The sequence below is a fragment of the Bradyrhizobium centrosematis genome (assembly GCF_045571495.1).
Lineage (GTDB): Bacteria > Pseudomonadota > Alphaproteobacteria > Rhizobiales > Xanthobacteraceae > Bradyrhizobium > Bradyrhizobium centrosematis.
In genome coordinates this window covers 6,919,041-6,944,463 of the sequence record NZ_CP120703.1, presented here as the reverse complement: position 1 = coordinate 6,944,463, position 25,423 = coordinate 6,919,041, and the positions used below count along the sequence as shown (strand labels likewise).

Below are 25,423 nucleotides of genomic sequence, written 5' to 3'. Positions count from 1 at the left end.
TGGATCGGCGTCGCATTGAACAAGATTGGCGCCAGCCGTCAACAAAAAGCCCCCGCGATCGCTCGCGGGGGCTCTGGAGGCTTGGACTATCGCGTCAGGCGTGTCACTCGGAGGCGACGTCGCCGCTGATGATCTCGCCGAACAGTTCCCACTTCTCACCCTTGAAGCGCTGCATCTGGAGCTGGGCGATCGGGGCGAAGTCGGTCGCGCTGGTGTTGATCTTGACGCCGGGCAGCAGGGTGTCCGGCGCGAAGTCCTTCAGGCTCGCGGCCTGCTTCATGATGTTGGCGCGGGTGAGATCGTCACCGCACATCTCCAGCACCTTGGCCAGCGTCGACGCAGCGCCGTAGCCGTAGACCATGCTGGTGTCGGACTTGTCGGCGCCGGGCATGTACTTGTCGACGAACTCGTTCCACTTCTTCATGCCGGGATCGTTGGCCCACTGGGGATCGGTGGAGTCCTTGGCATAGGCCGCCGACAGCACGCCCTGCGCGGCTTCGAAGCCGGCCGGCTTCATCACGCTGCCGACCGAGATCGACACGTTGGTGAGGATCTGAAGCGGCTTCCAGCTGAGCTCGGCGGTCTTCTTGATGGTCTGGGCCGCGAACTTCGGCGTGGTGTAGATCAGCAGCACGTCCGGGTTGGCCGCCTTGATCTTGACGATGTGGCCGTCGATCGAGGGTTCCGACACCTCGTAGCTCTCTTCCATGATGATCATGGAGGAAGCCTTGGCGCCGAGGCCGTCCTTGGTGCCCTTGAGGTAGTCTTTGCCGAAGTCGTCGTTCTGATAGAGGATCGCGATCTTCGCGTCGGGCTTCTCCTTCATCAGCCATTTCGCGTAGATCTGCGCTTCGCTCTGGTAGGAGGGCTGCCAGCCCATGGTCCAGGGGAAGTTCTTCGGGTCGTTCCACTTGGTGGCGCCGGTCGCGACGAACAGCTGCGGGATCTTCTTGGCGTTGAGATATTTCTGGATCGCGGTGTTCGAGGGCGTGCCCAGCGGATTGAAAACGAGCAGAACCTCGTCGCTCTCTACCAGCTTGCGGACCTGCTCGACGGCCTTCGGCGGCGAATAGCCGTCGTCATAGGTGACGAAGTTGACCTTGCGGCCGTTGATGCCGCCCTTGTCGTTGATCATCTTGAAATAGGCTTCTTCGGTCTTGCCGATGATGCCATAGGCCGACGCCGGGCCGCTGTACGGCATGATGTTGCCGATCTTGATCTCGGTATCGGACGCGCCGGTGTCGTATTTCTTTTGGGCGAGTGCTGCGCCGGAGATGAGAGTGATGGCCGCCGTTGCCGTGACCAGCGCGGCGGCTCGCAGTGTTCTTCCAAAATACAATTCGGTCTCCTTGGTTAATTCAACGGATCTTCAGTTCTTCTTGAGCTTCCCGACCAGTTGCTGGCCGAGGATCGCAGCCTGCCTTGCGCCATGCGGCACGAGGTAGATGACGAGGAACAACAGCACGCCGAACACCGCGCCGGAGAGGCCCTTGGAGATGCTCTCCGCCATGTTCGGCACGAAGATGATGAACGCCGCGCCGACGAACGAGCCGGGCAGCCAGCCGACGCCACCGACGACCATGCCGAGGAACAGCGAGATCGCCAGCGTGATGGTGTAGCTGTCGGGTGCGACGAACTGCACGGCGATGGCGCCGAGCGAGCCGGCAACGCCGGTGATGCCGGCGGACACGCCGAAGGCCAGCGTCTTGTACAGCGCGACGTTGACGCCCATCGAGGAGGCCGCGATCTCGTTGTCGCGGATCGCCATGAAGGCGCGGCCCGAGCGGGAGCGCAACAGGTTCACCGAGAAGATGTAGATCGCGATCGTTACGACGAGGGTGAAGTAATACAGCCACATGTCCTGCGACATCGGCAGACCGAACGGCGCGTCGGGTTTGGTGACGACGAGACCCTGCACGCCGCCGGTCCAGTGCTCGAGAAAGTTCAGCTTCAGGAGCTGCGGCATCGCGGTGGCGAGTGCGAAAGTCGCGAGCGCGAGATAGACGCCCGACAGCCGCAGCGCCGGCTTGCCGAACAAATAACCGAATCCGAAGCAGACCGCGGCGGAAATCGGAATGGTCAGCGCGTAATTGATGTTGGCGTGCTCCATCAACACCGCGGTCGTATAGGCCCCGACGGCGTAGAAGGCGCTCTGGCCCAGCGAGAACTGGCCCGAGCCGCCGGTCAGGATGTTCAGCGCCAGCACCGCGAGCCCGTAGATCAAGAGCATCGTCATCTGGAAGATGATGAAGTTCTTGACGAAGGCGGGTGCGATGAGTAGCGCCGCCAGCACCACCAGCGAGGTGCCGGTGCCTAGCGTCATGGCGCGCTTCGGAACGGCCTCGACCGCCTCGTGGCCTTCTGCAACGACTTCTTCTGCAGCGCTCATGATCAAACTCGCTTGACGATGTGCCGGCCGAACAGGCCAGCGGGTTTGACGACCAGGACGGAGATGATCAGCGCGAGCGCGATCGGGAGTTTCAGTTCGTTGCCGACGCCGGGGATGTAGGTGCCGGCGAGATTCTCGAAGATGCCGACCAGGAAGCCGCCGACCACGGCGCCGAACGGGCTCGACAGCCCGCCGAGCACCGCGGCGGCAAAGCCGTAGATCAGCACGCCGCCCATCATGTTGGGCTCAAGGAACACGACCGGCGCGATCAGCATGCCGGCGATCGAGCCGATCGCGGTCGCCATGCCCCAGCCCAGCGCGATCATCCAGCTCGTGTTGATGCCGACGAGGCGCGCCGATTCAGGCACCGAGGCAGCGGCGCGCATGGCGAGACCGATGCGGGTGTACTGGAAGAAGAAATACAGCCCCAGCAGCAGCAGCACGGTAACGCCGATCATGCCGGCCTGGTGGGTCGAGATCAGCTGGCTGCCCAGGAACGGCGAGGAGCCGAACGGGGTCGGGTACTGCTTGATGGTGAAGTCCCAGATCAGGCCGGCCGAGGAGTTGATGATCGCGAACAGCGCGATGAAGCCGGCGACGTTGGTCAGCACCGGTGCTTTCGCAAGCGGCTTGAACAGGATGCGCTCGATCGCGATGCCGGCGACGAAGGAGAATGCCAGCGTGATCACGAAGGCGGCCCAATAGGACACGCCCCACTGCATCAGCTGCCAGGAGATGAAGGTCGAGAACATCGCCATCTCGCCCTGCGCGAAGTTGAGATGATCGATGGCCTGGTAGATCATGACCACGGCGAGCGCCATGCAGGCGTAGATCGCGCCCGTGGCGATGCCGGCCAGGACCTGGTTGGTGAAAAGCTCCATTGTCCCGGCTCCTAGAGTCTGACGGCTTCGTGGTGAACTGGGGCGAGGTCGAGGATCCACCTCTCCCCGCAGGGGAGAGGTCGATTTGCGCAGCAAATCGGGTGAGGGGCCGCAGCTCCGACTTGAGACCGTAACCCCTCACCCGGCGCTACGCGCCGACCTCTCCCTTTGGGAGAGGTGGACTGAGTACGCCGATCCGTTATTGCCATCATCCGCTCCCTCAGTAGCCCAGATAGGATTTGCGGATTTCTTCGTTGTTCGCGATGTCCTTGGCGTTGCCCGACATCACGATGCGTCCGGTCTCGATCACATAGGCCTGGTCGGCAAGCTCGAGCGCGAGCTGGGCGTTCTGCTCGACGACCAGGATCGACACCTTGTCCTCGCGGTTGATCTTGCCGAGAATGCCGAACAGATCACGCACCACGAGCGGCGCGAGTCCGAAGGACGGCTCGTCCAGCAGCATCAGGCGCGGCCGCAGCATCAGCGCGCGGGCGACCGCGAGCATCTGCTGCTCGCCGCCCGAGAGCGTGCCGGCCTGCTGGGTGTGCCGCTGCTTCAACACCGGGAAATGCGCATACATGCGCTCGATGTCGGAGACGATGCCGGCGCTGTCCTTGCGGGTGATGGCCCCGAGCTGGAGATTCTCCTCCACGGTCATGGTGGTGAAGGTGCCGCGGCCCTGCGGCACATGGGCGATGCCGAACCGCACGATGCTCTCGGTCGAGCGGTTGTTCAGCGGCTTGCCGTCGAACTCGATCGCGCCGGTCGAGCGCACCATGTTGCAGATCGCGCGCAGCGTGGTGGTCTTGCCGGCGCCGTTGGCGCCGAGCAGCGTCGTCAGCGAGCCCTCGTTGAGCGAGAAGGACAGGCCATGGAGCGCCTGGACCTGGCCGTAATAGGCGCGCAGGTCCTTGACGTTGAGCAGCGTCGTCATTGGTCCTTGCTCCCGAGATAGGCCTTGATGACGTCGGGGTCCGCCTGCACCTGGGCAGGGGTGCCTTCCGCGAGCTTCTTGCCGAAATTCAGCGCGACGACGTGGTCGGCGATCGACATCACGAGGCCCATGTGATGCTCGACCAGCAGCACCGTCATGTGCCGCTCGTCACGGATTTTGCGGATGAGGTCGCCGAGCACATAGACTTCCTCGTGGTTGAGGCCGCCGGCAGGCTCGTCGAGCAGCAGGATCTTCGGGTCGGCCGCCAGCGCACGCGCCAGCTCGACGCGCTTCTGCGTGCCGAAGGGCAGGCCCGATACGATGGTGTGGGCGACGTCCTCGAGATCGAGATAGGCGAGGATCTCGTGCACCTTCTTGCTGACGCTGGTCTCGCTGCGCCGGACCCACGCCAGTTTCAGGGAGTCGCTGATGATGTCGCTGGAGGTCTTCGAATGGGCGCCGACGCGGACGTTGTCCATCACCGAGAGGTTCGGAAACAGCGCCACGTTCTGGAAGGTGCGGCCGATGCCGATCTCGGCGATCCGGTGCGGCGGCCGCGACAGGATGCTGACGCCATCCATCAGGATGTCGCCGGACGACGGCTGATAGAGCCGGGACAGGCAATTGAACAGCGTGGTCTTGCCGGCGCCGTTGGGGCCGATCAAGCCGAGGATCTGGCCCTTGTGCATGTCGAAGGACACGCCGTTGAGCGCGACGATGCCGCCGAACACGACGCTGACGTCGCGAACCGCGAGCAGGGGCGATATCCCCCGCGCGAGCTGTGCCTGCGTCATCTCGTCTCGCCCACGCGATTGAGTGAGCAAAGGGGCGATGCGAACCGCTCCCGACGACGACAAAGGCTATCTGATCCCCTCGGCCACACGCGCAACTTTTCCTCCTGGTTTCAGCTTTTTGCTGACTTCTTTTTTGGAATGCGGCATCAGACCCCCGAGTGCCGCTTCGATGTTCCTTACCATCGTGAGCAGACGCGGTCCAATGTCGTTGATCAAACGCTCTTCCGTGAAGCGGAATGCGGGCGCGCCGCAATTGAAAGCGTAAGGTCCGGTTCCGTCGTTGAGCTTGAGCGCGACGCCCGCGGCGCCGATGTCGTCGTGCCAGTCGCCGACCGAAATCGCAAAACCGTATTTCGCGACGGTTTCTCCGGAGCGTTCCAGTCCGTCGCGCATCTTCGGCCAGCGGCTGCCGTAATGTTCGCGCAGCAGGCGCGACAACTCCGCGCGATCCTCGTCGTCGAGCGCCCAGAAATAGGCCCGGCCCATCGCACTGGTTGCAATCGGCACGCGAGAGCCGACGTCAAGTTGAACGCCGACCGTCTCGCTGCCGCGGCTTTGCCCGAAATATATCATGCTGTGACGGTCGCGGCCGCCGACTGCGACGGCGCCGCCGGTCGCGCGCATCACCTCCTCGCGGAACGGCTCGGACAAATGCCGAACGCCGAGATTGGCGAGCGCGGCGTAGCCGAGCGACATCGCAGCGGGCGTGAGCTGGTACTTCTCGAAGCGGGGAACCGGCGCAAGATAACCGAGCTTGGTCAAGGTGTAAGTCAGCCGCGACACCGTCGGCTTGGGTAGGTTGGTGCGCGCCGCAATCTCCTGATTGCCGAGCAGGCCGTCATTGGGGTGGAATGCACGCAATACGTCCAGTCCGCGGGAAAGCGCGACGACGAAATTCCGATCGGTCGCAGTCTTCTTTCCTGTACGCTTCATCCCTGATCTGCTTCTTGCGCGGAGTCGTTGACAAGCCACGTGCTTCAAAATAACCCTGCCGTCAAGATGCGGAATTAAATTCCGCACCGCGAAATCGAACAAAAGTTAATCCCCACCAAGGAGGGAACACCGTGAGCGAAGTGGTCAAGCTTGAGCGTCATGACGAAGTCGGGATCGTCACGGTCAACAGCCCTCCGGTCAACGCGCTGAGTGCCGCGGTCCGCGGTGGTATCTTGGAATGCATCAAGGCCGCCGTCGCCGATCCCGCCATCAAGGGCATCGTGCTGACCTGTGCCGGCCGCACCTTCATCGCCGGCGCCGACATCACCGAATTCGGCAAGCCGCCGAAGCCGCCCGCGCTCAACGACGTGCTGTCCGAGATCGAGAACTCGCCGAAGCCGGTGGTCGCAGCCATCCACGGCACCGCGCTCGGCGGCGGCCTCGAGGTCGCGCTCGCCTGTCATTTCCGCGTCGCAGTGAAAGAGGCCAAGCTCGGCCTGCCCGAGGTGAAGCTCGGTCTTCTGCCGGGCGCCGGCGGCACCCAGCGCCTGCCGCGCGCGGTCGGCCCCGAGCTCGCCGTCAAGATGATCGTCGGCGGTGATCCCATCGGCGCGGCGGAAGCGCTGAAGAATGGGCTGATCGAGGAGATCGTCGAGGGCCCGGCGTCGGGCGGCGAAGCCTTCGTGCGCAAGCTGCTGGCCGAGAAGCGTCCGCTGCGGCGTCTGCGCGACGATGATTCCAAGATCGCGGCCGCCAAGGCCGATCGCTCGATCTTCACCAATGCGGTTGCCGCCATGACCAAGAAGGCGCGCGGCCTGGAGGCGCCGTTCGCCGCCGCCGACGCCGTCGGCTACGCCATTGACCTGCCGTTCGACGAAGGTCTGAAGAAGGAGCGCGAGGGCTTCCTCAAGCTCGTCACCAGCGATCAGTCCAAGGCGCAGCGCTACGCCTTCTTCGCCGAGCGCGAGGCCAACAAGATCGCGGGCGTTCCCGAAGGCACCAAGCCGCGGCCGGTGAACCGCGTCGCCATTCTCGGCGCCGGCACCATGGGCGGCGGCATCGCGATGTCCTTTGCCAATGCCGGCATTCCCGTCACCCTGATCGAGACCGGCGAAGAGCAGCTCAAGCGCGGCATGGGCACCATGCAGAAGAACTGGGAAGCGACCGCGGCGCGCGGCGGCATCCCGGCGGATGCGCCCGCCAAGCGCATGGCGCTGATCAACGGCGTCGTCGGCATCGAGAATGTCGGCGATGCCGACCTCGTCATCGAAGCCGTGTTCGAGACCATGGCGGTGAAGAAGGAGGTGTTCGGCAAGCTCGACCAGTACGCCAAGCCCGGCGCGGTGCTCGCCTCCAACACCTCCTATCTCAACATCGACGAGATCGCGAAGTCGACCAAGCGTCCGCAGGACGTGCTCGGCATGCACTTCTTCTCGCCGGCCAACGTCATGAAGCTGTGCGAGATCGTGCGCGCCGAGAAGACCGCGCCCGACGCGCTCGTGACTGCCGTCACGATCGCCCGCAAGATCGCGAAGGTGCCGGCCGTGGTCGGCGTCTGCGACGGCTTCGTCGGCAACCGCATGCTGGCGCAGCGCGGCAAGCAGGCCGAGAAGCTCCTGTTCGAGGGCGCGCTGCCGCAGCAGGTGGACGCCGTGGTGACAAAATTCGGCATGCCGATGGGCCCGTTCGCGATGGGCGATCTCGCCGGCCTCGACATCGGCTGGCGCTCGCGGAAAGACCGCGGCATCAAGTCCGAGATCGCGGACGCGCTGTGCGAGGCCGGCCGTTTCGGCCAGAAGACCGGCAAGGGCTACTACAAGTACGAAGCCGGCTCCCGCGCGCCGCTGCCCGATCCGGAGGTCGAGAAGCTGATCGACGAGACGCTGCTCCGTCTCGGCCGCAAGAAGCGCGTCGTCAGCGACGAGGAGATCCTCGAGCGCATGATGTATCCGATGATCAACGAGGGGGCGAAGATCCTGGAAGAGGGCATCGCCGCGCGTCCCAGCGACATCGACGTGGTCTGGCTCTACGGCTATGGCTGGCCGATCTACCGTGGCGGCCCGATGTACTGGGCCGACAGCGTCGGCCTCAAGCACATCGCCGATCGTCTCTCCTTCTATGCCAAGGAGACCAACGACCCCAGCCTCGAGCCCGCCCCGCTGCTGAACAAGCTCGCCGCCGAAGGCAAGACGTTCGCCTCGCTGGCCGCGGCGTCGAAGGCGGCGTGATGCGGTTGGGTGCCGCTGCGTTGTCGCGCTCCGAGGCACGCTATCTCCGTTCCCTCCCCCCTTGTGGGGGAGGGTCAGGGAGGGGGGTGGCTCCGGGCGAGGTTCGCGTTTGTGGCTACCCCTCTCCCCACCCCTCCCCCACAAGGGGGGAGGGAGCCTGACCGCCAGTGCCTGCCTCACATGGAAATGCTGTCCAGGCAGCAAGGAATATCGACCGCCTATGACCCATCCCGGCGAACAGTTTTACCCCGAGGGCGTGCGTTGGGACGATCCCATCGTCCAGGGCACGCTGCCCGACCTCTTGTCGAAGGCCGCCGCCGACTACGGCCCGCGCACGGCGCTGGAGTTCCGCGATCGCGCGATCAGCTACACCGAGCTCGCCGCGCTGGCCGACCGCGCTGCCGCGGCGTTCCTGCGGGCCGGCTGCGGCAAGGGTACGTCGGTCGCGTTGTTCCTCGGCAACACGCCCGACCATCCCGTCAACTTCTTCGGCGCGCTGAAGGCTGGGGCCCGTGTCGCGCATCTGTCGCCGCTCGACGGCGAGATCGCGCTGACGCACAAGGTCTCGGATTCCGGCTCGCGCCTGCTCGTCACGTCCAACCTTCAGGCCTTGCTGCCGACCGCGCTGAAGTTCCTGGAGAAGGGCCTGATCGACCGCCTGGTCGTCTGCGAGGACGACAATTGGGGCAAGGTCGGCACGCCGCAGGCGGCGATCCCAAATGATCCCCGCATCGTCACCTTCAAGACCTTCGTCGAGGGGGCGGCTGCGCCCGCGCAGTGGCCGAACGTGACGGCCGACGACGTCGCGCTGCTGCAATATACCGGCGGCACCACCGGCCTGCCCAAGGGCGCGATGCTGACGCACGGCAATCTCACCGCGGCGGTGTCGATCTACGACGTCTGGGGCAAGCCGGCACGCGCCGCGCGCGGCGAGGTGATCGAGCGCGTGATCTGCGTGCTGCCGCTGTTCCACATCTATGCGCTCACCGTGGTGCTGTTGTCCTCGCTCAGCCGCGGCAATCTGATCTCGCTGCATCAGCGCTTCGACGTCGAAGCCGTGATGCGCGACATCGAGGTCAAGCGCGCGACATATTTCCCGGGCGTGCCGACGATGTGGATCGCGATCGCCGCGCTGCCCGATCTCGACAAGCGTGACTTCTCCTCGCTCGCCACCATCGGCTCCGGCGGCGCGCCGCTGCCGGTGGAGATCGCGAGCTTCTTCGAGCGCAAGATCGGCAAGAAGCTGAAGAGCGGCTGGGGCATGACCGAGACCTGCTCGCCCGGCACCGGCCATCCGCCCACCGGCCCTGACAAGCCCGGCTCGATCGGCCTGATGCTGCCCGGCATCGAGCTCGACGTCGTCGCGCTCGACGATCCCAGACGCGTGCTGCCGCCCGGCGAGGTCGGCGAGATCCGCATCAAGGGCCCGAACGTCACCAAGGGCTACTGGAACAAGCCGGAGGGCTCCACCGACGCCTTCGTCGACGGCCGCTTCCTCACCGGCGACATCGGCTATGTCGACACCGACGGTTATTTCTTCCTGGTCGATCGCAAGAAGGACATGATCATCTCCGGCGGCTTCAACGTCTATCCGCAGATGATCGAGCAGGCGATCTACACCATTCCCGGCGTGCACGAGGTGATCGTGCTCGGCATTCCCGATCAGTATCGGGGCGAAGCCGCTAAGGCCTTCATCAAGCTGAAGCCGGACGCAAAGCCGTTCTCGCTCGACGAGCTGCGCACCCAGCTCGCCGGAAAGGTCGGCAAGCACGAATTGCCGGCCGCGGTCGAGTTCGTCGCCGACCTGCCGCGCACGCCGGTCGGAAAATTGTCGCGCCACGAATTGCGCCAGCAGCAGAAACCGTCACAATCCACTCCAGCCCTATCAGGAGGTCGTTCTTGACCGACGCCGTCATCGTTTCCACCGCCCGTACCCCGATCGGCAAGGCCTATCGCGGCGCGCTCAACGCCACCGAGGGGGCGACCCTCCTGGGCCATGCCATCGGCGAAGCCGTCGCCCGCGCCAAGGTCGATCCGAAGGAGATCGAGGACGTCGTGATGGGCGCCGCGCTGCAGCAGGGCGCGACCGGTGGCAACATCGCGCGCAAGGCGCTGCTGCGCGCCGGCCTTCCCGTCACCGTCGCCGGCACCACCATCGACCGGCAATGCGCCTCGGGCCTGCAGGCCATCGCGCTCGCCGCGCGCTCGGTGATCTTCGACGGCGTCGAGATCGCGGTCGGCGGCGGCGGCGAGTCGATCTCGCTCGTGCAGAACGGCAAGATGAACGGCTTCCACGCTCAGGACCCGGCGCTGCTCAAGATCAAGGGCGAGGTCTACATGCCCATGATCGACACTGCCGAGGTCGTCGCCAAGCGCTACGGCATTTCGCGCGAGAAGCAGGACGAATATTCGCTGGAGAGCCAGCGCCGCACCGCTGCCGCCCAGCAGGGCGGCAAGTTCAAGGAGGAGATCGCGCCGATCACGACGCAGATGGCGGTCACCGACAAGGCGACGGGCGCCGTCTCGATGAAGGACGTCACGCTGTCGCAGGACGAGGGCCCGCGTCCCGAGACCACGATCGAAGGCCTCGCCGGGCTCAAGGCCGTGCGCGGCGACGGCTTCACCATCACCGCCGGCAATGCCAGCCAGCTCTCCGACGGCGCCAGCGCTTCCGTGATCATGAGCGACAAGGAAGCCGCCAAGCGGGGCCTCAAGCCGCTCGGCATCTTCCGCGGCTTCGTCTCGGCCGGCTGCGAGCCGGACGAGATGGGCATCGGCCCGGTCTTCGCCGTGCCGCGCCTGCTCAAGCGCCACGGTCTCACGGTCGACGACATCGGCCTGTGGGAGCTCAACGAAGCCTTCGCAGTGCAGGTGCTGTACTGCCGCGACAAGCTCGGCATCGATCCCGAGAAGATCAACGTCGACGGCGGCGCCATCGCGGTCGGCCATCCCTACGGCATGTCGGGCGCGCGCCTGACCGGCCACGCGCTGATCGAAGGCCGCCGCCGCAAGGCCAAATACGCGGTCGTCACCATGTGCGTCGGCGGCGGCATGGGCGCGGCCGGGCTGTTCGAGGTGCTGCAGTAACCGCTGTCGTTCCGGGGCATTCGCGGCACGCGAATGAATCCGGAACCTCGCGCCACAAGCTTCTGGACTCCGGGTTCGCGCATCGCGCGCCCGGAGTGACGAATAGAGAATAACGCTCACAGGAGGATCCGATGGATCTCGCATTCACGAAGGAAGAGCAGGCGTTTCGCGAGGAAGTGCGGCAGTTCTTCCGCGACAACGTGCCGCCGGACACGCGGCGCAAGATGGTCGAGGGCCGCCACCTCTCGAAGGACGAGATGGTGACGTGGTGGCGCATCCTCAACAAGAAGGGCTGGGGCGTCAGCCACTGGCCCCAGCAATATGGCGGAACGGGGTGGACCTCCGTGCAGCATTACATCTTCAACGAGGAGCTGCAGTCCTATCCGGCGCCGCAGCCGCTCGCCTTCGGCGTCAGCATGGTCGGCCCGGTCATCTACACCTTCGGCAACGAGGAGCAGAAGAAGAAATACCTGCCGCGCATCGCCAATGTCGACGATTGGTGGTGCCAGGGTTTTTCGGAGCCCGGCTCGGGATCTGACCTTGCCTCGCTGAAGACGAAAGCGGAGCGCCGTGGCGACAAATGGATCATCAACGGCCAGAAGACCTGGACCACGCTCGCCCAGCACGCCGACATGATCTTCTGCCTCTGCCGCACCGACAACAATGCCAAGAAGCAGATGGGGATCTCCTTCATCGTGTTCTCGATGAAGTCGAAGGGCGTCACCGTGCGCCCGATCCAGACCATCGACGGCGGCCACGAGGTCAACGAAGTGTTCTTCGACGACGTCGAGGTGCCCTACGAGAACCTGATCGGCGAGGAGAACAAGGGCTGGGATTACGCAAAATTCCTGCTCGGCAATGAGCGGACCGGCATCGCCCGCGTCGGCGTCTCCAAGGAGCGGCTGCGCCGCATCCGCGAGCTCGCCGGCAAGGTCGAATCCGGAGGCAAGCCGATCATCCAGGACGCTGCGTTCCGCGAGAAGCTCGCCGCCTGCGAGATCGAGCTGAAGGCACTCGAATTGACCCAGCTTCGCGTCGTCGCCGACGAAGGCAAGCACGGCAAGGGCAAGCCCAACCCGGCGTCCTCGGTGCTGAAGATCAAGGGCTCCGAGATCCAGCAGACCACCACCGAGCTGCTCATGGAAGTGATCGGCCCGTTCGCCGCGCCCTACGACGTGCACGGCGACGACGGCTCGAACGAAGCCATGGACTGGACCGCCCAGATCGCGCCGAGCTACTTCAACAACCGCAAGGTCTCGATCTACGGCGGCTCTAACGAGATCCAGCGCAACATCATCGCCAAAGCGGTGCTGGGACTCTAGGCGTCATTCCGGGGCGCGCGTCAGCGCGAACCAGGAATCTCGCGCCACAATCTCTGGATTCCGGGTCCCCGCGCTATCGCGCGTGTCCCGGAATGACGAAGCAAATAAGTCCGGGTACGAGGAACCAAAGAAATGGATTTTGACCTGAACGAGGAGCAGCGGCTTCTCAAGGAAAGCATCGACGGCCTGCTGACCGACTCCTACGATTTCGAGCAGCGCAAGAAGTACATGAAGGAGAAGGGCGGCTGGAGCAAGACGGTCTGGCTCAAGCTCGCCGAGCAGGGCCTGCTCGGCCTGCCCTTCGCGGAAGCCGATGGCGGCTTCGGCGGCGGCGGCGTCGAGACCATGATCGTGATGGAAGCGCTCGGCAAGGCGCTGGTGCTCGAGCCCTATCTGGCGACGGTGGTGATCGGCGGCGGCTTCCTGCGCCATGCCGGCACCGATGCGCAGAAGGCCGCGCATGTGCCTGGCATCATCGACGGCAGCAAGACGCTGGCCTTTGCCCAGCTCGAGAAGAACTCGCGCTACGATCTGTTCGACGTCACCACCACCGCGAAGAAGAAGGGCGACGCTTACGTCCTCGACGGCGAGAAGTTCGTCGTGCTCAACGGCGAGAACGCCGACACGCTGATCGTCACCGCGCGTACCAAGGGTGATCGCCGCGACAGAAGCGGCATCGGCGTGTTCCTGGTCCCGGCGAACGCCAAGGGCGTCGCCAGGAAGGGCTATCCGACCCAGGACGGCCTGCACGCCGCCGACATCACCTTTACGGGTGTCGAGGTCGGCGCAGATGCCGTGCTCGGCAACCCCGAGGATTCGCTCGCGCTGATCGAGCGCGTGGTCGATGAAGCCCGCGTCGCACTCTGCGCCGAGGCGGTCGGCCTGATGGACGAATCGCTCAAGACCACTGTCGAGTACATCAAGACGCGCAAGCAGTTTGGCGTCGCGATCGGCTCGTTCCAGTCGCTGCAGCACCGCGCCTCCGACATGTTCGTCGCCACCGAGCAGGCGCGCTCGATGTCGATGTTCGCGACCATGGCGAACGATTTCGAGAACGCCAAGGAGCGCACCAACGCCATCGCTGCCGCCAAGGTGCAGATCGGCAAGTCGCTGAAATTCGTCGGCCAGCAGTCGATCCAACTGCACGGCGGAATCGGCATGACCATGGAGGCCAAGATCGGCCACTACTTCAAGCGCCTCACCATGATCGAGAACACCTTCGGCGACACCGACTACCACCAGCGCCGCGTCGCCGACGCGGGCGGGTTGGTCTGATAGCCACCGTCGTCATTGCGAGGAGCCCTTGCGACGAAGCAATCCAGACTTTCTCCACCGAAAGATCCTGGATTGCTTCGCTGCGCTCGCAATGACGGAGCAAGTTGAATCAGCGGAGCCAAAAAAATGCAAAACACCCCGTTCGATCTCACCGGCAAGGTCGCCGTGGTCACCGGCTCCAGCCGCGGCATCGGTCGCTCCTCCGCCGAGCTGCTGGCCAAGCTCGGCGCCAAGGTCGTGGTCTCCTCGCGCAAGGCGGATGCCTGCAAGGAGGTCGCTGACGGCATCAATGCGTCCGGCGGCGATGCCATCGTCATCCCCTGCAACATCGCGCGCAAGGCCGAGGTCGAGGCGCTGATCGCAGGCGCCACCAAACATTACGGCAAGATCGACATCCTCGTCTGCAACGCCGCGGTGAATCCGTACTATGGCCCGCTGCTCGACATTTCAGACGAAGCCTTCGACAAGATCATGGGCTCGAACGTCAAGAGCAACATCTGGCTCTCCGCGCTCGCGATCCCGCAAATGGCCGAGCGCGGCAAGGGCTCGGTGATCATCATCTCCTCGATCGGCGGCTTGCGCGGCTCCACCGTGATCGGCGCCTACGGCATCTCGAAGGCCGCCGACTTCGCGCTGTGCCGCTCGCTCGCCGGCGAATGGGGACCGAAAGGCGTCCGCGTCAACTGCATCGCCCCCGGCCTGGTCAAGACCGATTTCGCCCGCGCGCTGTGGGAAGACGAAGCCAATCTCAAGCGCCGCACCGCCACCACGCCGCTGCGCCGTATCGGCGAACCCGACGAAATCGCCGGCGCCGTCGCCTACCTCGCCTCCGACGCCTCGAGCTTCATGACCGGCCAGACCATCGTCATCGACGGCGGTGTGACGACAGCGGCGGTGTAGGCACCGCGCTACTTGCAATTGTGCCGCGAGCGCGCTTCACTTCACCCTCCCCTGGAGGGGGAGGGTCGCTCACGCGCAGCGTGAGCGGGGTGGGGTGAAGCCACGCAAATGGTCTCGACATCAATCCGACGCGCAGCCGCGAAGAAGCTGAGAGCGAATACCACGCCGCACGAACGTATCCTGTGGCGTGCCCTCAAGGACCTCCCGATGGACGGCTCGCACTTCCGCCGCCAAGCTCCGATCGGGCCCTATGTCGTCGACTTTTTCCTGCCGGCCAAGCGCCTCGTCATCGAACTCGACGGTGGACACCACAATGAAGACGCCACGGCCGCACGCGATCTCGAACGCCAACGCTGGCTCGAACGCGAAGGCTACCGCGTCATCCGCTTCTGGAATTCGGAGATCAAGGCCGACCTGACCGCCGTGCTCGAACGCATCTATGTCGAGCTGTATGGATCGCGCGAGGCGGAAACCATGCACCTTGAGCACCGGCGCAAGCGAAAAACGTCAACGTAAATCGAGAAGCGCCCTTTCTTACCCTCCCCTGGAGGGGGAGGGTCGATCGCGCGCAGCGCGAGCGGGGTGGGGTGATCTCTCCCCACGAGCAGTGTTCGTCGCAGAGCGACCTTCACCCCACCCCGGATCACATTCCGCTTCGCTGCATGTGATCCGACCCTCCCCCTGCAGGGGAGGGTAAGAAGGCGCCCGGCCGTGCACGCCTTGACCTCTTGCCGGCAATCCCGTTTTCTTGGCGCGACACAATGACTCCATCGGGAAAACGCCAAGGTAACTTCCATGTCTTTCGTCCTCGCCATCGACCAGGGCACCACCTCTTCGCGCGCGATCGTGTTTCGCGGCGATATTTCCATCGCCGCCAAGGCGCAGCAGGAATTCCCGCAGCATTTTCCGGCTTCGGGCTGGGTCGAGCACGAGCCTGAGGACATCTGGACCTCGACCGTGATGGTCTGCCGCGAGGCGATCGCGCAGGCCGGCATCACCGCAAAGGACATTGCCGCGATCGGCATCACCAACCAGCGCGAGACCACCGTGGTGTGGGACCGCGCCACCGGCCAGGCCGTGCACCGCGCCATCGTCTGGCAGGACCGCCGCACCGCCGACATCTGCGCGAAATTGAAGGCCGACGGCCGCGAGGCCGTGATCTCGCAGAAGACCGGCCTGATCATCGATCCCTATTTCTCCGGGACGAAAGTCGCCTGGATCCTCGATCACGTTCCCGGCGCGCGCGCCCGCGCCGCGCGCGGCGAATTGATGTTCGGCACCGTCGATTGCTATCTGCTCTGGCGCCTCACCGGCGGCAAGGTGCACGCCACCGACGCCACCAACGCCTCGCGCACCCTGCTGTTCAACATTCACACCGGCCAGTGGGACGATGAGCTGCTGGAGATCATCGGCGTGCCGCGCTCGATGCTGCCCGAGGTGAAGGATTCTTCCGCCCGCTTCGGCGAGAGCACGCCCGACCTGTTCGGCGGTCCGATCGCCATTTCGGGCATCGCTGGTGACCAGCAGGCTGCCACGATCGGCCAGGCCTGCTTCCGTCCGGGCATGATGAAGTCGACCTACGGCACCGGCTGCTTCGCGCTGCTCAACACCGGCACCACGCCTGTTGTGTCGAAGAACAAGCTGCTCACCACCGTCGCCTATCAGCTCGATGGCAAGCGCACCTACGCGCTCGAAGGCTCGATCTTCGTCGCAGGCAGTGCGGTGCAATGGTTGCGCGACGGCCTCGGCATCATCAAGCACGCCGCCGAAACCGGCCCGCTCGCGGATCAGTCCGATTCCATGCAGAGCGTCTATCTCGTCCCCGCATTCGTCGGCATGGGCGCGCCCTACTGGAATCCGCGCGTGCGCGGCGCGCTGTTCGGCCTCACCCGCAACACCGGTCCCGCCGAGCTCGCCCATGCCGCGCTGGAAAGCGTGTGCTACCAGACCTTCGACCTCTGGGCCGCGATGCGCGCGGACTGGCCGAGCTCGGAAACCGCAAGCGTCGTGCTCCGCGTCGACGGCGGCATGACCGCCTCCGACTGGACCATGCAGCGTCTCGCCGATCTCTTGGATGCGCCGGTCGACCGCCCCGTGATCCAGGAGACCACAGCGCTGGGTGCCGCCTACCTCGCCGGCCTCAACGCGGGCGTCTATCCCGAGCCGACCAAATTCGCCGACAATTGGCGCCTCGAGCACCGCTTCAAGCCGAACATGAGCCAGGCGACAAGGGAGCGGAAGCTCGCGGGCTGGGCAAGGGCAGTGAAGGGCGTGCTGGCGAGCGACGAGGGGGAGGAGTAGGGGTTGGCTGCCGAAACTGTCTTGCTAAGGCTGACGTGAATGAGGCGCATCCCCAAGCAGGCTGTCGTCCCGGCGAACGCCGGGACCCATATTGCGTGATCTATCGAGACGCGAACGATTGCGTACCGAACAACCGGTCTTCGTCAAACTGCGCCCTGTGATTATGGATCCCGGATCTGCGCGCGCTTGTCCGGGACGACATAGGAGTGCGAAGCGCCGGCCTTGGAGCCTCCCTTGATGAAGCAGAGCAACCAACCATGATCCTTCCCGACGGCTATTCCGACGTCCCCGCCGGCAAGATCGCCGCCGTCGTCACCCACCTGGAGATGACGGCGCCTCCCGCGCGCCGCGATGATCCCCCCGGCGCCTGGACCCTGCGCAAGGTCGATGCTCCCGCGCTCGATTGGTACCGCGATCTCTTCCGCCGCGTCGGCGAGGACTGGCTGTGGTTCTCGCGCGCCCGAATGAGCGATGCCGAGCTCGCCGCGATCATCCACGCGCCCGGCATCGAAGTCTATGCGCTGGTCCTGGGCGGCCGCGACGAAGGCCTGCTCGAGCTCGACTTCCGCGAGCCCGGTCAATGCGAGCTGGTCTATTTCGGCGTCACCACCCCCTTGATCGGCACCGGCGCCGCCCGCTTCCTGATGAACCGCGCGCTGGAGATGGCGTGGTCACGCGACATCCGCCGCGTCTGGGTCCACACCTGCACCTTGGATCATCCATCGGCCGTTGCCTTCTACCAGCGCTCCGGCTTCCGCCCCTTCCGCCGCCAGATCGAAATCGCCGACGACCCGCGGCTTGACGGAACGGCGCCGCGCGATGCGGCGAAGCACGTGCCGATCATCGAATAGAACACGCCTGCCTCAGCTCGTCATTGCGAGGAGCCCTTGCGACGAAGCAATCCAGACTGTCTCCGCGGATAGATTCCGGATTGCTTCGCGGAGCCTGTCATCGGACCGGACGGAACGATCGCCGCCGCCGTCACTGATCTGGAGATGACCGCGCCTGCCGCACGCCGCGATGATCCGCGGACGAATGTCCATTGATCCCGCCTTGTTGCGTCGCGCGCAATGCTCTTGTTCCGAGATAGTTGTTGCAGGCGACGCGCATTGACGATGAACTGGACGGCCCTGCCTTGTTCAATGATTGAGAAGAGCGAGAACCATGTTCCTGATCGGCCAATATGATTCCCCCTTCGTCCGCCGCGTCGCGATTGCGCTCAGGCTCTACGGGCTCGCTTTCGAGCACAAGCCGTGGTCGACCTTCGGCGATGCCGACAAGATCGCGCCATACAATCCGCTGCGCCGGGTGCCGACGCTGGTGCTCGACGACGGCGAGGCGCTGATCGAGAGCATGATCATCCTCGATTATCTCGACGAGCGCGTCGGCGCGGACAAGGCAATGCTGCCGCGCAGCGGCACCGAGCGGCGCAGGCATTTGCGCATCTGCGCGCTCGCCTCCGGCCTCGGCGACAAGGCGGTGAGCCTGCTCTACGAGCGCGTGCTGCGGAAGGAGCAGCTCGCGCTGTGGGTCGAGCGCTGCCAGGCGCAGATTGCGGACGTGCTGAAGGTGCTGGAGGCCGAGCGCGCTGGGGTGACGACGCCGTATTGGCTGGGTGACCGCATCGGCCATGCCGACGTCGCCCTCGCCTGCGTCGTCCGCTTCACCCGCGAAGCGCATCCCGACCTGTTCGATGCCTCGCGCTATCCGGCCCTCGCGGCACATGCCGAGCACTGCGAGGCGCTGGCCCCGTTCCAGGAAATCGTGCAGCCGCTGGCCCCGCCGAAGGGGTAAGGCCGTCACCCTCCCCTGGAGGGGGAGGGTCGATCGCGCGCAGCGCGAGCGGGGTGGGGTGACACACCATCCGCGATCTCGCTGCTTCTCAGTCCCGAGGCTCTCACAGCGATCTCATTCGTGGCTTCACCCCACCTCGGTTCGCATGCCGCTGCGCTGCATGCGAACCGATCCTCCCCCTCCAGGGGAGGATGGGCATCGTGCGCCTGCGAGAACTACCGGACCATCCGCCGGCTTTCCGACACCGCGCACACCAGCCGATGATGCAATCCTACCCCTGTTTTGCCCGACGCCGCAAACGCGTCCTCGGCAGCACCGAAAATTGTTCAACCTTTTCAACCCCATCGCTACTGTGCATGGGGTTGTTTTCGCGTTTTTGTCTTTGGCGCCTATCCCGCTCCCGCGCGCTTCTTCTGCCAGACGAGGTGCACCGCGCAGGTGCAGCCCGGCGGATGCGAGGCGAGATCCTTCGAGGTCTCGTCGTTCGCCGGCGTTGCCGCAAAGGCCTTGTCGCTCGCTTGCTGCGACGGGATGTAGTTCAGCACCGGCGCCAGCCAGCGCTCGGCTTCCGCTACCGTCATGCCCTTGCGTGCGGCGTAGTCCTCGACCTGGTCGCGCTCGATCTTTCCGACGCCGAAATAATAGCTCGCGGGGTTCGCGAAATAGAGCCCGGACACGCTGCTGCCTGGCCACATCGCGAAGCTCTCGGTCAGCTTCACGCCGGCCGTGGCCTCCGCATCGAGCAGCTCGAACAGCGTCGCCTTCTCGGTGTGGTCGGGCTGGGCGGGATAGCCGGGCGCAGGCCGGATGCCAGAGTATTTCTCCAGGATCAGCTCCTCGTTGGTGAGCGCCTCGTCCGGTGCATAGGCCCAGAACTCGCGGCGCACGCGGGCGTGCATGCGTTCGGCGAAGGCTTCGGCGAGGCGGTCGGCCAGCGCCTTGCACAGGATCGAGGAGTAATCGTCATTGGCTTTTCTGAAGCGGTCGGCGACTGCGTCCTCGCCGATCCCCGCGGTAACGACAAAGCCGCCGATATAGTCCGGCACGCCCACGGGCGCGATGAAGTCGGCGAGCGCGGCGTTGAAGCGGCCCTCGCGCTTCTCGAGTTGCTGGCGCAGCGTGTGCAGCGTCGCGATGCTCTTGGTGCGGCTCTCGTCGGCATAGAGCACGATGTCGTCGCCTTGCGCATTGGCCGGCCAGAAGCCGATCGTCGCGCGCGCCCGGAACCATTTTTCCTTGACGATGGTATCGAGCATCTTGCGCGCATCGTCATAGAGCGAGCGCGCGACCTCGCCGACCTTGGCGTCGTCGAGGATGGCGGGGAAGCGGCCGGCGAGCTCCCAGGTCTGGAAGAACGGCGTCCAGTCGATATAAGGCACCAGCTCGGCGAGGTCATATTCGTCAAAGCTCTTGATGCCGAGGAAGGTCGGCTTCACCGGCTTGTTCGCGGCAAAGTCGACCGGCACGCGGTTGGCGCGGGCGTCAGCGAGCTTCAGCCGCCTCTTGTCGGCCTGCGCGCGGAGATGCGCCTCCGAGATCTTGGCGTATTCGGAGCGGACCTCGGCGGCATAGGCCTCGCGCTTCTCGGGCGAGAGCAGCGCGGAGGCAACGCCGACGGCGCGGCTGGCGTCGTTGACATGCACGACGGGACCGGCGCGGTAGCTCGGGTCGATCTTGACCGCCGTGTGCACGCGGCTCGTGGTGGCGCCGCCGATCAGAAGCGGCAGCTTCAGGCCCTCGCGCTGCAATTCACCGGCGAAGAACGCCATCTCGTCGAGCGAGGGCGTGATCAGGCCTGACAACCCGACGATGTCGGCCTTCTCGGCCTTCACGGTCTCGACGATCTTGGCGGCCGGCACCATCACGCCGAGGTCGATGACCTCGAAATTGTTGCACTGGAGCACGATGCCGACGATGTTCTTGCCGATGTCGTGGACGTCGCCCTTCACCGTCGCGAGCACGATCTTGCCGGCGGACGAGGAGGCCTCGGTGCCGATGCCGCTCGCAAGGTTACGCGCCTTCTCCTCCTCCATGAACGGCATGAGGTAAGCAACCGCCTGCTTCATGACGCGGGCGGACTTCACCACCTGCGGCAAAAACATCTTGCCGTCGCCGAAGAGGTCGCCGACCACGTTCATGCCCGCCATCAGCGGGCCCTCGATCACGTCGAGCGGGCGCGAGGAGCTCTTGCGGGCCTCCTCGGTATCCTGCTCGATGAATTCGGTGATTCCATGCACCAGCGAATGCGACAGCCGCTTCTCCACCGACCATTCGCGCCAGGCGAGGTCGGCTTCCTTGCTTTCGGTCTTCTTGCCGCGGAATTTCTCCGCCAGCGCCAGCAGCCGTTCGGACGCACCCGGGTCGCGGTTGAGAACCACGTCCTCGCACACTTGCCGCAGCTCAGGATCGATGTCGTCATAGACGATCATCTGTCCGGCATTGACGATGCCCATGTCCATGCCGGCCTTGATGGCGTGATACAGGAACACCGAATGCATGGCCTCGCGCACCGGCTCGTTGCCGCGGAACGAGAACGACAGATTGGAGACGCCGCCCGAGACATGGGCGCCCGGCAGGTTCTGGCGAATCCAGCGCGTCGCCTCGATGAAGTCGACGCCGTAATTGTTGTGCTCCTCGATGCCGGTCGCGATCGCAAAGATGTTGGGATCGAAGATGATGTCTTCCGGCGGGAAGCCGACCTTGTTCACCAGGATGTCGTAGGCGCGCTTGCAGATCTCGGTCTTGCGCGCGAACGTATCAGCCTGACCGACCTCGTCGAAGGCCATCACCACCACGGCCGCGCCGTGGCGGCGGGCGATCCTGGCTTCAAGGATGAACTTCTCCTCGCCTTCCTTCATCGAGATCGAATTGACGACCGGCTTGCCCTGCACGCATTTCAGGCCGGCCTCGATCACCGAGAATTTCGATGAATCGACCATGACCGGCACGCGGGCGATGTCGGGCTCGGCGGCGAGAAGGTTGAGGAAGGTCACCATCGCCGCTTCGGAATCGAGCAGGCCCTCGTCCATGTTGACGTCGATGATCTGAGCCCCGTTCTCGACCTGGTCGCGCGCGACCTGGAGCGCGGCGGTGTAGTCGCCGGCGGTGATCAGCTTGCGGAAGCGGGCCGACCCGGTGACGTTGGTGCGCTCGCCGACATTGACGAAGGGAATCGCGTCCGTCAGCACGAACGGCTCGAGGCCGGAAAGCCGCAGACGCGGGGTGATCTCCGGCACGACGCGCGGCTTGTGCGGGGCAACAGCGGCGGCGATCGCCGCGATATGCTCCGGCGTGGTGCCGCAGCAGCCGCCGACGATGTTCACGAGGCCGTAGCGCGCGAACTCGCCGATCAGCCGCGCCATGTAGTCCGGGCTCTCGTCATACTGGCCGAACTCGTTCGGCAGGCCGGCATTCGGATAGGCACACACCAGCGTGTCGGCGACGCGGCCGATGTCGGCGATATGCGCGCGAAGGTCTTCGGCGCCGAGCGCGCAGTTGAAGCCGATGGTGATCGGCTTGGCGTGCCGCACCGAATTCCAGAACGCTTCCGGCATCTGGCCCGAGAGCAGGCGGCCGGACTTGTCAGTGATGGTGCCCGACACCATCACCGGCATGTCGATGCCGCGCTCTTCGGTGATCTCGGCGATCGCATAGAGCGCCGCCTTGGCGTTCAGCGTGTCGAAGATGGTCTCGACCAGGAGCAGGTCGACTCCGCCGTCGATCAGGCCCCGGATCTGCTCGCCATAGGATTTGCGCAAATCGTCGAAGGTGACGGCGCGATAGCCGGGGTTGGAAACATCCGGCGAGATCGAGGCGGTGCGGTTGGTGGGACCGATCGCACCCGCGACGAAGCGCGGCTTGCCGTCCTCGGCCTCGACGCGCCGTGCGGCATTGCCGGCGAGGCGGGCGCCTTCGCGCGCCATCTCGTAGACGATGTCGGTGAGGTCGTAATCGGCCTGCGCGATCGAGGTGGTGGAGAAGGTGTTGGTCGCGACGATGTCGGCGCCGGCGCGCAAATAGGCGGCGTGGATGTCCTCGATCGCCTGGGGCTGGGTCAGGATCAAGAGGTCGTTGTTGCCGCGCAGGTCGCGATGGAAGTCCTTGAAGCGCTCGCCGCGGAAGGCCTTCTCGTCGAACTGCAGGTTCTGGATCATCGTGCCCATGGCGCCGTCGAGCACCAGGATGCGCTCGCGCGCGGCGTTGAGCAGGGCAGTTCGCTTCGGAGAGATGGTCACGGTCATTGTCTGTTACGCCGCCTTCTGCGCGCTCTTGGCGCGAATCCCGAGCAAATGGCTGATCGCGAACACGAGATCGGCGCGGTTCATGGTGTAGAAATGGAAGGTATCGACGCCGTGCTTGGCGAGCTTCTGCACCTGGCCGGCCGCAACCGTTGCGGCCACAAGCTTGCGCGTTTCGGCATCGTCATCGAGGCCCTCGAACTTCGCGGCGAGCCAGTCGGGCACGGAGGTGCCGTTCCGGGTGACGAAATTGCGCGCCTGCTTGAAATTGTGCATGGGCATGATGCCCGGCACGATCGGGATGCTGATCCCGCGCGCGCGGACGCGATCGAGATAGCGGAAGTAGAGGTCGTTATCGAAGAATACCTGCGTGATCGCGCGCGTCGCGCCTGCATCGACCTTGGCCTTGAGCGTGTCGATATCGGCATCGAAGTCGCGCGATTCGGGGTGCTTCTCCGGATAGGCCGAGACGGAGACTTCGATATCCGCATGCCGCTTCTTGATCCCTGCGACGAGATCCGCGGAGCTCTGGTAGCCGTCGGGGTGGCTGGCATAGGGCGTGCCGATGCCGCCGGCAGGATCGCCGCGCAGGGCCACGATGTGGCGGACGCCGACCTCGTGATAGCGATCGACGATCTCGTCGATCTCGCCGCGCGAGGCGCCGACGCAGGTCAGATGCGCCGCCGGCAGCAGCGCGGTCTCTTTCAGGATCCGGGCGATGGTCGCGTGGGTGCGTTCACGGGTCGAGCCGCCGGCGCCGTAGGTCACCGAGACGAATTTCGGGTCGAGCGGGGCGAGCCGGTTGATGGTCTCCCAGAGATTGCGCTCCATATCTTCCGTCTTCGGCGGAAAGAACTCGAAGGAGATCGCAGGCGGCTTCAGGTGCCCGTCTTGCCCGTCGGCCCGGGCAGGGGTCGTCAGATCGGTCATGGCACCACTCACTCCAGATTTGTCGCCAGTTTCAGCGGCCGACGGTCAGGCCTCGCTTGGAGCCCAAGATAAGCCAAAGCCTGGTCGATCGACAGCCCATCGGAGATGGGAAATGGCCCACTTACGGCATTTTGCTTGAAGTTATTGACCAAGCGTAGAGTTTGGTGGGAAGTTGGTACTCTAATAAGAATTATATATATCAATGAATTAAAGGGAAGATAGGATCGAGCCATAGAGATTCTGACGGGTGGGCAGGACGAGATGATCGTCATTTAGACGTTAATCAGCCCAACGCCTCGCTTCGGCCAGCCGCGTCAGCTCTCGGCCTGCACACGTCAGGCCTGCGTAGCTGACCCATTGTCGCCGCGCGGCGCTCCATTACGGTACGCCGCCATGATCCCGCTCTCCGTCCTCGACCTCTCCGTCGTCACATCAGGCACCAAGCCCGCCGCGGCGCTGCGCAACAGCATTGACCTCGCGCGCCATGTCGACGGGCTCGGCTACGTCCGCTACTGGCTCGCCGAACACCACAACCTCGCTTCCGTCGCAAGTCCTGCGCCCGACGTCATGATCGGCCAGATCGCTGCGGTGACGCAGCATATCCGCGTTGGCTCTGGTGGGGTGATGCTGCCCAACCATGCGCCGCTGGTCGTGGCCGAGCGCTTCAAGATGCTGGAGGCCCTGTTTCCGGGCCGGATCGATCTCGGTCTCGGCCGTGCCCCCGGCACCGACGGCGCCACGGCGTATGCGCTGCGCAGCCGACTCGACCGCCGCGAGGGCGACGATTTCCTGGAGCGGCTGCACGAATTGATCCTGTGGGAGACGCGCGAATTCCCCGCGGGGCACCCCTACAACAACGTCGTCGCCATGCCTGACGACACCAGGCTGCCGCCGATCTGGCTGCTCGGCTCCAGTGACTATTCCTCGGAGCTGGCCGCGCAGGTCGGCATGGGCTTCGCGTTCGCCCATCATTTCGCATCCCACGATGCTGTCGACGCGATGGTGCATTACCGCAACCGCTTCCAGCCCTCGGCGTGGCGCGCCAACCCGCATGCCATCCTGGCGGTCGCCGTCATCACCGCGGATACCGATGAGGAGGCCGAACGGCTCGCCAGCTCGTTCGACCTCAACCGGCTACGCCGGGACCGCGGTCAATATCTGCCGCTGCCCAGCGTCGAGGAGGCGCTGGCCTATCCGTATACGGATGCCGAGCGCATCTCGATCCTGCGCAACCGCTCCCGCCTGTTCGTTGGCAGCCCCGCGACGGTGCAGAGGAAGCTGCAGCCGCTGATCTACGCGAGCAAGCCGGACGAGCTGATGGTGATCACGGCGGTGTATGACCACGCGGCGCGAAAGAAGTCGTATTCCCTGCTGGCGGAGGCGTTCGGGCTCAGAGCGCGGGGGTAGCTTACCCTCC

General features: G+C 64.9%; 19 protein-coding genes. 11 read left to right on the top strand and 8 right to left on the bottom strand.

From position 1 onward, the window contains the following. Window positions 1–103: 103 nt before the first annotated feature. The 6 genes from P6U31_RS32725 to P6U31_RS32700 all read right to left on the bottom strand — a co-directional run bounded on the left by P6U31_RS32725 (window position 104) and on the right by P6U31_RS32700 (window position 5,931). On the bottom strand, window positions 104–1,339 hold the full coding sequence (locus tag P6U31_RS32725) for an ABC transporter substrate-binding protein (RefSeq protein WP_407185739.1): 1,236 nt from the start codon (window positions 1,337–1,339) through the stop codon (window positions 104–106). A 30-nt stretch (window positions 1,340–1,369) separates the two neighbouring features. Beyond that, a complete protein-coding gene (locus P6U31_RS32720; protein WP_407185738.1) occupies window positions 1,370–2,389 on the bottom strand; it encodes a branched-chain amino acid ABC transporter permease in 1,020 nt (339 codons plus the stop codon). Window positions 2,390–2,391: 2 nt separating this feature from the next. After that, window positions 2,392–3,270 carry a branched-chain amino acid ABC transporter permease gene (locus P6U31_RS32715; RefSeq protein WP_407185737.1) on the bottom strand — a complete coding sequence of 293 codons (879 nt, stop codon included), beginning with the start codon at window positions 3,268–3,270 and terminating at the stop codon, window positions 2,392–2,394. A 220-nt stretch (window positions 3,271–3,490) separates the two neighbouring features. Further along, window positions 3,491–4,204, bottom strand: a complete 714-nt coding sequence (locus P6U31_RS32710) for an ABC transporter ATP-binding protein (protein WP_084810310.1) — start codon at window positions 4,202–4,204, stop codon at window positions 3,491–3,493. After that, window positions 4,201–4,998 carry an ABC transporter ATP-binding protein gene (locus tag P6U31_RS32705; RefSeq protein ID WP_407185736.1) on the bottom strand — a complete coding sequence of 266 codons (798 nt, stop codon included), beginning with the start codon at window positions 4,996–4,998 and terminating at the stop codon, window positions 4,201–4,203. Before P6U31_RS32705 ends, P6U31_RS32710 begins: the two co-directional genes overlap by 4 nt. Before the next feature lie 66 nt (window positions 4,999–5,064). Further along, window positions 5,065–5,931: an IclR family transcriptional regulator gene (locus P6U31_RS32700; protein ID WP_407190020.1), complete on the bottom strand. Its 867-nt coding sequence runs from the start codon at window positions 5,929–5,931 to the stop codon at window positions 5,065–5,067. A gap of 131 nt (window positions 5,932–6,062) precedes the next feature. Here P6U31_RS32700 and P6U31_RS32695 point away from each other — a divergent pair, with 131 nt between their 5' ends. From P6U31_RS32695 to P6U31_RS32650, 10 genes are all read left to right on the top strand, one after another. Continuing rightward, entirely contained in the window at window positions 6,063–8,159 is a 2,097-nt protein-coding gene (locus tag P6U31_RS32695) for a 3-hydroxyacyl-CoA dehydrogenase NAD-binding domain-containing protein (protein WP_407185735.1), read from the top strand. 220 nt (window positions 8,160–8,379) lie between these two features. Continuing rightward, window positions 8,380–10,062 carry a dicarboxylate--CoA ligase PimA gene (gene pimA / locus P6U31_RS32690; protein ID WP_407185734.1) on the top strand — a complete coding sequence of 561 codons (1,683 nt, stop codon included), beginning with the start codon at window positions 8,380–8,382 and terminating at the stop codon, window positions 10,060–10,062. Next, window positions 10,059–11,246, top strand: a complete 1,188-nt coding sequence (locus tag P6U31_RS32685) for an acetyl-CoA C-acyltransferase (protein WP_407185733.1) — start codon at window positions 10,059–10,061, stop codon at window positions 11,244–11,246. Before pimA ends, P6U31_RS32685 begins: the two co-directional genes overlap by 4 nt. 131 nt (window positions 11,247–11,377) lie before the next feature. After that, window positions 11,378–12,568, top strand: a complete 1,191-nt coding sequence (pimC, locus tag P6U31_RS32680) for a pimeloyl-CoA dehydrogenase large subunit (protein WP_407185732.1) — start codon at window positions 11,378–11,380, stop codon at window positions 12,566–12,568. Between the two features lie 132 nt (window positions 12,569–12,700). Further along, window positions 12,701–13,843 (top strand): pimeloyl-CoA dehydrogenase small subunit, encoded by a 1,143-nt coding sequence (gene pimD, locus P6U31_RS32675; protein ID WP_407185731.1) that lies wholly within the window; start codon window positions 12,701–12,703, stop codon window positions 13,841–13,843. A gap of 126 nt (window positions 13,844–13,969) precedes the next feature. After that, window positions 13,970–14,743 (top strand): SDR family NAD(P)-dependent oxidoreductase, encoded by a 774-nt coding sequence (locus P6U31_RS32670; protein ID WP_407185730.1) that lies wholly within the window; start codon window positions 13,970–13,972, stop codon window positions 14,741–14,743. A 108-nt stretch (window positions 14,744–14,851) separates the two neighbouring features. After that, window positions 14,852–15,259: an endonuclease domain-containing protein gene (locus P6U31_RS32665; protein ID WP_407185729.1), complete on the top strand. Its 408-nt coding sequence runs from the start codon at window positions 14,852–14,854 to the stop codon at window positions 15,257–15,259. Between the two features lie 279 nt (window positions 15,260–15,538). Beyond that, a complete protein-coding gene (gene glpK, locus P6U31_RS32660) occupies window positions 15,539–17,044 on the top strand; it encodes a glycerol kinase GlpK (protein WP_407185728.1) in 1,506 nt (501 codons plus the stop codon). A gap of 257 nt (window positions 17,045–17,301) precedes the next feature. Further along, window positions 17,302–17,895, top strand: coding sequence for a GNAT family N-acetyltransferase (locus tag P6U31_RS32655; protein ID WP_407185727.1), 594 nt, complete (start codon window positions 17,302–17,304; stop codon window positions 17,893–17,895). A 313-nt stretch (window positions 17,896–18,208) separates the two neighbouring features. Continuing rightward, window positions 18,209–18,838, top strand: a complete 630-nt coding sequence (locus P6U31_RS32650) for a glutathione S-transferase family protein (protein ID WP_407185726.1) — start codon at window positions 18,209–18,211, stop codon at window positions 18,836–18,838. A gap of 389 nt (window positions 18,839–19,227) precedes the next feature. On the opposite strand, the gene metH is transcribed toward P6U31_RS32650, so the two are convergent. Both metH and metF read right to left on the bottom strand, forming a co-directional pair. After that, window positions 19,228–23,079, bottom strand: coding sequence for a methionine synthase (gene metH / locus P6U31_RS32645; protein WP_407185725.1), 3,852 nt, complete (start codon window positions 23,077–23,079; stop codon window positions 19,228–19,230). Between the two features lie 6 nt (window positions 23,080–23,085). Next, entirely contained in the window at window positions 23,086–24,006 is a 921-nt protein-coding gene (metF, locus tag P6U31_RS32640) for a methylenetetrahydrofolate reductase [NAD(P)H] (protein WP_407185724.1), read from the bottom strand. Between the two features lie 393 nt (window positions 24,007–24,399). Between metF and P6U31_RS32635 the strand changes: the two genes are divergently transcribed. Then, window positions 24,400–25,413, top strand: a complete 1,014-nt coding sequence (locus tag P6U31_RS32635) for an LLM class flavin-dependent oxidoreductase (RefSeq protein ID WP_407185723.1) — start codon at window positions 24,400–24,402, stop codon at window positions 25,411–25,413. Window positions 25,414–25,423 lie beyond the last annotated feature (10 nt).

Excerpts from the sequence above, each read along its gene's own strand:
- P6U31_RS32720 (WP_407185738.1), bottom strand. The coding sequence starts at position 2,389 with ATGAGCGCTGCAGAAGAAGTCGTTGCAGAAGGCCACGAGGCGGTCGAG.
- P6U31_RS32715 (WP_407185737.1), bottom strand. The coding sequence starts at position 3,270 with ATGGAGCTTTTCACCAACCAGGTCCTGGCCGGCATCGCCACGGGCGCG.
- P6U31_RS32710 (WP_084810310.1), bottom strand. The coding sequence starts at position 4,204 with ATGACGACGCTGCTCAACGTCAAGGACCTGCGCGCCTATTACGGCCAG.
- P6U31_RS32705 (WP_407185736.1), bottom strand. The coding sequence starts at position 4,998 with ATGACGCAGGCACAGCTCGCGCGGGGGATATCGCCCCTGCTCGCGGTT.
- P6U31_RS32700 (WP_407190020.1), bottom strand. The coding sequence starts at position 5,931 with ATGAAGCGTACAGGAAAGAAGACTGCGACCGATCGGAATTTCGTCGTC.
- pimA (WP_407185734.1), top strand. The coding sequence starts at position 8,380 with ATGACCCATCCCGGCGAACAGTTTTACCCCGAGGGCGTGCGTTGGGAC.
- pimC (WP_407185732.1), top strand. The coding sequence starts at position 11,378 with ATGGATCTCGCATTCACGAAGGAAGAGCAGGCGTTTCGCGAGGAAGTG.
- pimD (WP_407185731.1), top strand. The coding sequence starts at position 12,701 with ATGGATTTTGACCTGAACGAGGAGCAGCGGCTTCTCAAGGAAAGCATC.
- P6U31_RS32670 (WP_407185730.1), top strand. The coding sequence starts at position 13,970 with ATGCAAAACACCCCGTTCGATCTCACCGGCAAGGTCGCCGTGGTCACC.
- P6U31_RS32665 (WP_407185729.1), top strand. The coding sequence starts at position 14,852 with ATGGTCTCGACATCAATCCGACGCGCAGCCGCGAAGAAGCTGAGAGCG.
- glpK (WP_407185728.1), top strand. The coding sequence starts at position 15,539 with ATGTCTTTCGTCCTCGCCATCGACCAGGGCACCACCTCTTCGCGCGCG.
- P6U31_RS32655 (WP_407185727.1), top strand. The coding sequence starts at position 17,302 with ATGATCCTTCCCGACGGCTATTCCGACGTCCCCGCCGGCAAGATCGCC.
- P6U31_RS32650 (WP_407185726.1), top strand. The coding sequence starts at position 18,209 with ATGTTCCTGATCGGCCAATATGATTCCCCCTTCGTCCGCCGCGTCGCG.
- metH (WP_407185725.1), bottom strand. The coding sequence starts at position 23,079 with ATGACCGTGACCATCTCTCCGAAGCGAACTGCCCTGCTCAACGCCGCG.
- metF (WP_407185724.1), bottom strand. The coding sequence starts at position 24,006 with ATGACCGATCTGACGACCCCTGCCCGGGCCGACGGGCAAGACGGGCAC.
- P6U31_RS32635 (WP_407185723.1), top strand. The coding sequence starts at position 24,400 with ATGATCCCGCTCTCCGTCCTCGACCTCTCCGTCGTCACATCAGGCACC.